General features: G+C 59.0%; 1 protein-coding gene. It reads left to right on the top strand.

Annotation, left to right across the window (positions count from 1 at the left end):
* Nucleotides 1–266, top strand: a 266-nt coding sequence (locus SB756_RS30980) for a chorismate synthase (RefSeq protein WP_410913358.1), incomplete at both ends; no start/stop codon positions are given.

Genomic DNA, 266 nt, shown 5'->3' with positions numbered 1-266 from the left:
CGGACAAGCTGGAGGCGCTGGATGAACTGATGCGCGGCCTGAAAAAAGAGGGCGACTCCATTGGCGCTAAAGTCACGGTCATGGCAGATCACGTGCCGCCAGGCCTGGGCGAGCCGGTATTTGACCGACTGGATGCCGATCTGGCGCATGCGCTGATGAGTATTAATGCCGTTAAAGGCGTTGAAATCGGCGACGGCTTTGCGGTGGTTAACCAGCGCGGCAGTCAGCATCGCGACGAGATCCGCCACGATGGTTTCCAGAGCAAC

The sequence above is a fragment of the Pseudomonas sp. SIMBA_068 genome (assembly GCF_046534705.1).
GTDB classification, from domain to species: domain Bacteria; phylum Pseudomonadota; class Gammaproteobacteria; order Pseudomonadales; family Pseudomonadaceae; genus Aquipseudomonas; species Aquipseudomonas putida.
Note: the sequence above shows the minus strand (reverse complement) of the source record. Positions and strands in the feature narration are given on the sequence as shown.